The 7,903-nt window shown below is 44.5% G+C and carries 5 protein-coding genes and 1 pseudogene; all 6 read right to left on the reverse strand.

Annotated elements, in window-relative coordinates; translation table 11 throughout:
• Positions 1–985 (reverse strand): flippase (locus BZG84_RS15870; protein WP_077678479.1); only part of this gene is annotated, 985 nt, incomplete at its 3' end.
• A gap of 78 nt (positions 986–1,063) precedes the next feature.
• Positions 1,064–1,315, reverse strand: a pseudogene (locus tag BZG84_RS15875) (transposase); the annotation flags it as partial.
• A 137-nt stretch (positions 1,316–1,452) separates the two neighbouring features.
• Positions 1,453–2,418, reverse strand: coding sequence for a Wzz/FepE/Etk N-terminal domain-containing protein (locus BZG84_RS15880; RefSeq protein WP_077678481.1), 966 nt, complete (start codon positions 2,416–2,418; stop codon positions 1,453–1,455).
• A gap of 142 nt (positions 2,419–2,560) precedes the next feature.
• Positions 2,561–2,944, reverse strand: a complete 384-nt coding sequence (locus tag BZG84_RS15885) for a four helix bundle protein (RefSeq protein ID WP_077481578.1) — start codon at positions 2,942–2,944, stop codon at positions 2,561–2,563.
• Positions 2,945–3,025: 81 nt separating this feature from the next.
• Positions 3,026–5,752, reverse strand: coding sequence for an SLBB domain-containing protein (locus BZG84_RS15890; protein ID WP_338013090.1), 2,727 nt, complete (start codon positions 5,750–5,752; stop codon positions 3,026–3,028).
• A gap of 152 nt (positions 5,753–5,904) precedes the next feature.
• Positions 5,905–7,134: a capsule assembly Wzi family protein gene (locus tag BZG84_RS15895; RefSeq protein ID WP_158011510.1), complete on the reverse strand. Its 1,230-nt coding sequence runs from the start codon at positions 7,132–7,134 to the stop codon at positions 5,905–5,907.
• Positions 7,135–7,903 lie beyond the last annotated feature (769 nt).

Genomic DNA, 7,903 nt, shown 5'->3' on the forward strand with positions numbered 1-7,903 from the left:
ATACTATAATAAATTTAGATAAAACTGAGACCACTATTGCAAAAGGAAGAGCAAACAAAAGCATTGCTCTTGTTATTAAAATAACTTTATCTCTAAGATCAACCACCCCGTTTTTATTTGCTTTTATTAAAGCAGGATAAATAGAAGTACCGAGAAGAACAGGTATGAGAAACCATAGTTCTGATATACGAAGTGCGGCAGAGTAATAGCCAACTTCTTCGTACGTTCCCAAGTTCCCCAACATGACATGGCCTAACTTTAACTTAACCACTGACGCTATAGCGGCGAAAATAAGCGGCCAGCTATCATTCATGAGTGATTTTGCTAAATTTAAATCCAAAAAATACTTTTTGGTCTTAGTGTCAGATTTTATTCTATACAGAACGACTAGGAATGCAGAAAGTAGAAAAGATTCAAAAAGGAATGCTTTTGCAAATGAAATTAATGGAGCATCAGAAAGTATCAGGTAAACTTTCACAGATCCACTAATAACGACAGAAAGGACACTTGATATTACAAAATATTTTATTTTAACAATGCTTTGGAAGTATAGCTTGATAACATTTAGAGTTTGAAATACTATGGAAAAAGCCATAATTATAGAAATTTCTCTCGTTTCAGTCGAGAAATCAAAACAAAATAAAACAATAAAGAATAATAATAGCGATAAAGTAGCACCGAGACACTTCAAAACATAAGCAGTGGCGAGTGTTTTCTCCCTACATTCTTTCTTATCAACTAACTCTCGAACGACAATGTTATCAAGGCCAAGTGTTGCTATCCCTCCGAAAATAGCAACAATACTGATTGCATACGAATATATCCCAAAGTCTTCAGGGCCTAAATGACGCGCCACCCATACACCGACCAAGAGTCCAACAATTAATTTCGTTGCATTATCTGCTATCAACCAGAAAGTATTTTTAGCATATTTCACGAAATATTTATTGTTGCGTAATTCTTTTATTTTTCCTAATAAGTACATCTAATTAACATTCATCATTTTAATAAAATTCAGCAATAAATCATTAAAAATAACACGGATAACGCATGAACACCCGCATCAAAAGAGGCTTCCCAGCAAGAGCGCTAGGTACTCTTGGTCCATCGCGCACATCATTCGCTTGCGTTGAATCCCGGCTTTGAAACTCTTCTCTTGCTTTAATAAATTCAAAACCATTTGCCTAATTCGTGCAAATACTTCCGCTCGATCATCGACTCTTATTCGGCAAGCATCTTCTTTTAATCCAACATCAAGTTGCCAGTGCATTGATTCAATTAACCAGTGCGAGCGCGTGGCATCATGAAGCTCTTTCCGTACTCTGTATTCAGTCATCGGTATTCGGGAATTGGAATACGGAGCGCTACGCTTACGGAGTACAGAAAGAGACGAGACGCTTCTAGAGACTAGAAAAAGCAGCCTCGTGCTCGCATCGGGGCTCTTCCTAGTTTCTAATCCTCATCCTTTCTAAACGCAAATCTCACTAACACAATCGCGACACCCAGCATACCGCCAAGTAGCGTTGCCAGCACACAGATCAATGCACGTTTGGGGCCGGCTTTTTCTTCGGGGACAATGGCCGGGTCGACGGTTTTAAACACAAATTCGTCTTGCACTTCGGCCAGCATCAAATTTTTAGTTTGCTCTTCAATCAGTTGGTAGAACACATTTTGCATTTGGGTGAGATTGGTGTTGTCAAGTTGTTGGCGCAAGTAGCCAATGTTGGTTTTGGTTTCTGCTAGTTTTTCTTGTTTCGCATGGGTATTGATGTCGTTCACCAACAACTCAACCACTTGCTGAGCAAACACCGGAGACTGAGACTCAAAACTAAGGGTGATTAAACCATTGTCTTTTTTTTCATTGACTGAAAGTTGCTCTGAAAACATTTTATATAATTGCCAATCTGTTGGCATGGCAGGTTGGTCCGCCGGGGCATCGTCGGGTTTTAGCCAAGTTTGTGTCTCTGGATTATAGCGCTCTAGGTTAATGATCCATTGATTCGTTTCATCATCCCAGCCTTCTGTGGCTGCCAGCGGCACGGCTAATTTATGCGTGTGAATGAATTCACTAATAAACTGGCGTGACTGCAACGTCGCGAGTGCAATCTCGGTTTCACTACCGCCTCTGCTGCCAAGGTTCACCCCAGCTAGCGAGGCCAAGCCCCCCAACTGGCCGGCCATGCTGGCCAAACCACCACCGCCCTGGTCATTGGCAGGTGCGAGCAAGGCTTCAGATTTGTAGATATTGGGAAGATAAAGCGAATACCCCACCCCAGCCACGGCAAAAACGAAGGTCATTGCAATGATCAACCACTTACCTTGCCATAAGGCGGCAAACAGCTCTCGGAGGTCGATTTCGTCATCCGCCGCCAATGGGGAGATGGGGAGGGATTGGTAGTGTTGTGGTGTATTTTCCATTCGTTAAAAGGTCCTAGGATCCTAGGTCCTAGATCCTAGGAAGAGCACCTAGGTCTAGGTTGTAGGATTATTTTCAAAATATTAAAAAATTTCTAAGAAAACGCGTCGCTTTTCCGCTGGGATGACTATTAATCGCTTACTACTAATAGTTATATCCGCCCGCTTCCTCACGTACCATCCCTTTACGGCGTTTAATGAGCGCAGCTAGCATCGCAGCAATTTCTTTCGCTTCTTGGACGAAGCCCATCCCAGTTTGCTTGTCTATAAACCCAGCTTCGATACCGATATATATTTGGGTGATAAGCTCACCAGCAGACCCTTTGGCAATATACAAAAATCTTGCTGATTCCGCAGGCGTTTCTCGTTCTTCACCTTCTGCAATATTAGAAGCAACGGATAATGCACTTCGCATTATTTGGTCTTTGTAACCGTAATTTTTGCATGCGTCGAACGTTTTATATACCGATGAAGAAAGTCGACAGCTACGCTTCCACACTTCAAGCCTTTCAAAATCAAGTTGGCGCATCTAATCCTATTCCATTACCTACGCTTTATCACCCTAGGATCTAGGACCTAGGCTCTAGGATCTAAGCTCCTCCGCCCCACTTTAATCATTCACTGCTTTCCACGCGATACCCATTTGATAGAGAATTTGAGTCGCGGTCGAGGCAGTGCTTAGGCCGTCTAGGTAATCGGTATCGATTGGCACGATGATGGTGTCGCCCGGTTCAAGCTGTTTTTGGTTGCGACTAAACCAGAAGCTATTATTTGGCATCATGACTGAGCCATCAGCACGAACCACGTAAATACGATCGGTATCTGCTTGTTGTTTAGTGCCTCCCGCAGATTCAATGTAGTCACTGACGGTCATACTGGGTTCAAACAGTTGGTTTGAAGTGAATTGCACTTCACCCATAATGCTAACTACTGGATTTTTCGGTGGCACGTAAAGTTTATCACCACTTTCTACCATGATATTGGCCACGTCATCACCCTGCAGCGCACGGGGCAAAGAGATCACCATTCGACCTACCGCCTCGGCGTTTTGGAGCTCTTCAGCAATCGATAGTGCTTCCGACGGGCTGGTCGTATACTGCGCACTGCTGGTTTGGCGACGTAAAGCAAGACTACTAATTTCTTGTTTAAGCTGCCGGTTAAGCATTTTTAAACGCTCTTCTTCTTGGCGCTTGAGTCGCTCTCGGCTAAATACGGCACCCTTAGGATAAGCAAATTCGGTTAACCCGCCTGCACGCTCAATCACATCTTTTAAGGTTTCGCCACGCTCAAAAGCATAAACCCCTGGAAAGCGAACCTCACCTTGTAGCTCAATCACGTTATCTTTGTGCCAGTTCGGTTTGGTCTTAATATTGATTCGGTCTTGACGATTAATTTTAAACTGTTGGTATTCTCCGTTGAGCGCTTTTTCTACATTAACTGGGTAATGACGGACCGTGAGTCGACCATCCACAACTTGACGACGTGTAATTTCTGCTTGGCCTAGATAAGCGGCTTCCGTCAGTCCCCCCGCTGCCTCAATGAGCTGTTGGAATGTCGCATTTGTGGGGAGTGGATAGATACCTGGGTATTTTACCGCACCACTCACCTCAACAATCGCAGCGTTTGATTCAATATTTGCTTGATCTTTCAAACGCTCAATAATGGGCTTCAGCTCTTGCTCTCGATGTGAAGGCTGCCCTTCTTCATCGTTTTGCGTCAATGCCTTTATCAATTGGGTTTGGTTTTGAACATTTTGTACTTGCACTTCAGCCCCTGTTGCTGGGTCGATAAATACGCGAGGGGCACCGCCTTCAGGTTGTTGAGCATATCTTATTTGCTGGGTAGTCGTGTCACTCTGCTGATTTTTCGTCTGTTGAGTGTAAGTGTCTGACAAAGGCATGTTCGCAGTAAGAGGAATACGTGTGACCTGTTGGCTCAACATTTGGTTTTGCTGAGCGTTTTTTGATTCACTTTGATCTATTTCGGTTTCGTCCCAAAACTGACTATCAATACCATTGTTGAACACGAAGATCTGATCGCCTTTATGCAAGCGTAGATTCTCGGAAGAGCTCGGCTGCTCTAGCGCTGTACCCAGTTTAAACTGTAGGACATCAATATTACGTTCAGCGTCGATTTCACGTACCACCAGCGCATAATTAAGATCAGCGCTCGGCTTTAGATCGCGACGGTTTTTTATCACGTCCGCTACCGTCATGCCTGGCTCGAAGTTGTAAGCGCCTTGACGAACAACCTCACCACGCACTACGACAGCATTGTCGAAAGCCTCATTACTCTTGGCTATGTGAATAGCATCGCCGTTTTTCACGGTAAAGGCTTGTCCCTTGGGTGTACGCATATCTACACTAAAAGGTTGGACACCGGATTCCGTTACACGTTTGACACTCACACTCGAGAGGTATCCTTCAGGTAGGCTTCCTCCTGCCATGGTCAGTATGTCAATCAGCGATGTTTTCTCTTTTAATTCGTATAGAGCTGGGCGCAATACTTCTCCATCAACTTTGACTTGAGCGCCACGAGTAGGCACAAATAGCGTGTCTCCCTTCAACAGACGAACATCGTTACGCGCGTCGCCATTTAGTAAAAGCGCGTATAAATCCAACGTGTTTATCACCTTGCCGTTGCGCTTTAGCTGGATATAACGTAGTGAGCCGGTCTTTTTTACTCCACCGCTTGCAATGAGTGCTTGTGTCATTGTAGTCAGCCCGCTCACAGTAAACGCACCCGGCTGTTTTACCTCACCAGCCAAGTAGATTTGCATTGTGCGCATCGCACTAATATCCACAGTGACATCTACGCCAATCACACGCTCCGCAAACATTGTGCGAATTTGCTCACGTACTTTGCTAAATGTCTCATCAGCGACTTGCATCGGACCATATTCAGGAAAATGAATATATCCATCACGTTTAACTTTGAGTTGGTACGCTTGGTTCTCTTTTCCAAATACTTGGATATCGAGCACATCGCCGGGCCCTACTCGATAATCATTCGGCAAAGGGAGGTCGTGTACAGCAACCATCGGCGTTGGCTCTCCGTCAAAAAATGCGTAGCCAAAGGGTTCAAGTGTCTTTGAGGGAGTATTTTCTTGCTGTAAGGCACGCTCTAAGAAGGCTTGTGAGCCACCGATGCGTTCAGGTCGGGAAGGTACAGAAGGGGCAGGCTGTTGATTATTGCTTGTCGCACTATCGATCCAGCGATCAAGATCCACACCATATTGACGCGCGAGTTGCTCTTGCTGTGCCCTTGGTAACTTTTTAAATTGTTCTAACTGGCTTGCCGTTGGCGTTGCCGCATGTGCCAGAGAGACTGTTAGCAATGCACAAACAAATAATGCCAGTATATGTCGCATTGTATTATGAGCAAAGGAAGCACAAATAGTGAGGGAGGCGCTAAAAGACCGCCCGAAAGAAGATAAGAGCATTAACATATGAGCGTGTTCCGTACTGTGAATGTCAATAAAGGCAACAGTTAAAATCGCATTTGGTAATTAAGCCAAACACGTACATTTGAATCTGCTACGTCCGGTGCGCCATCGTCCGTTTGGCTCGCACCCAATGTGAGCATAGCCGTCGCAATCGGTAGTCGGTAGCTTGCTTCTATATTTCGCCAAGAGTGAGCGCCTTGTTCGTGTTCAGCCGTCATTAATTTTATCTTATGATCGTTACTCAATTGGGCATACACGGCTATCGAACGGCTTTCGTTCAGTCCATAAGTTGTGCTGTTACCTCCTAATTGATCAGATGAAAGAGATTGATCTATGGCTGGCGTATACGCTAGCGAGGATTCAAAGCCATGATGAGTCGTTTGCTGCTCGAGCACCAAACGTATACTTTGTTGTCGTATCTCAGTTTGGCCACTCCAACCGACAACAGTGGCCGCTAATTCTTTACCTTTGTAATCAGTTGCCAGTTCTGTATACAACGCATGCGTCAATGGAAAGTCAGACGCTGGTAGGGCAAGTTTAGCGTCCCAAGCCCACTGTTCACTCGTTTGGTAAAGTCCATTAGGGTTTTGCCATTTCTGGTAAGTAACCCCATGTTGGAACAGTCTGAAGGGTTGACTCATTAAGCGTGCCGCCCAATGGGTATCGTATCCAGTTTTCTCTGGCAACTGATAGACCGTTTCGAATGACCAGTAACCCAATAAAAGGTTATCATCACCTAAATAGCTTAACGATGCACTCGGCGCAGGCTCTGATTGATTCCCCCAAATAAGATTATGTTGCCAACCTTGTCCCCACCAACGCTCAATTTGGCCTAACGTAAACAGCCAGCGTCCGTCATTAAGCGCCAAGTATGTCCCTTGCCATGTGTATTCATCGTCACCATTGGCATCTCGGCGGTATTGATTCGCGACCTTGAACGCAAATCGATTACTCATATATTGATACGCCGCCCCCACTGACCACTCATGGCGAGGCATATCACCATAGTCGAGAAATGTCGACGGGTCATTCGCCCAATACGCGTCAAATGCTATTGGCGCACGATTAAATTTTGCAGCTTGACCCTGATAGCGAACGTGGCTTCGAGCCGTATTGAGCATTTGATAACGCGCACCATTGATTGGGCGTTGGTCGACATTGTTCTGATGCTGAACCGACGTGTCATCGTAAAAACTGGACCAACGCAATGGATACTGATTAATGGGCGCACTGAGTTCGCCTGCATCTGACAATGCAGTAAGATCAGCGCGCATAAATGGATCATTTGGCTCCAACCAAGGTGAGGCCTTGACAGGTGTCGTTATTATCAGTATTGACGTGATTAGTATTAAAGTAGCTATCCATCGCCCATGTTGAAGTACAAACGAAGTGCTGTTCATCCCTTTTTAGCCTTCTAGTCGCTTTGCATATGAACGCCAAATCAATCCATGCAACTAACTGAAAAATATATTAAAAAATCAAGCAGAGATAATTTAGACACGCTACCGCCCGGAGGTATCGCTCCTCTATGCGCGGTTATCATTTTTACACTAGGTTGAACCTTAACTTGCCATACGGTCGCTTGTGTCAGACGAATGCTAGACACGTAGGCTGGTCACTCAGACACAACACATTGCTCAACCTTCAACACCTGCAGTTTACACATTTTGGTCTTCAGATAAAGAGCGCTGTTTTTTAAAAACTGCTTTAAAGATAACGTGCTACGTACAACCTGTAGATGTTTTAGTCCGTTTACTACTGAAAAGAAGGGATAGATCACGGAATGATAGGCTAATACTAGAAAGGACTTATTAGGACCTAGACCTTAGGGAACGATAACAGATAGCTTATGATTTCAGTCCAAACTCTGTAAGCTTTATTAGGCGAGTATGCCTAGGGGGAGGATAAGCCCCCCAAAATAGCGCTTCTATCTTTCTATCATCTACATAGAAATGATTAATTATACGTCTGAATACGAAGCGCTATGTTTTTTATTCAAAATTATTTCATTCCTGTCTCTTATACTCTTCTTACGCTGCCGAC

Source organism: Salinivibrio sp. PR932 (assembly GCF_001996125.1).
Classification (GTDB): domain Bacteria; phylum Pseudomonadota; class Gammaproteobacteria; order Enterobacterales; family Vibrionaceae; genus Salinivibrio; species Salinivibrio proteolyticus.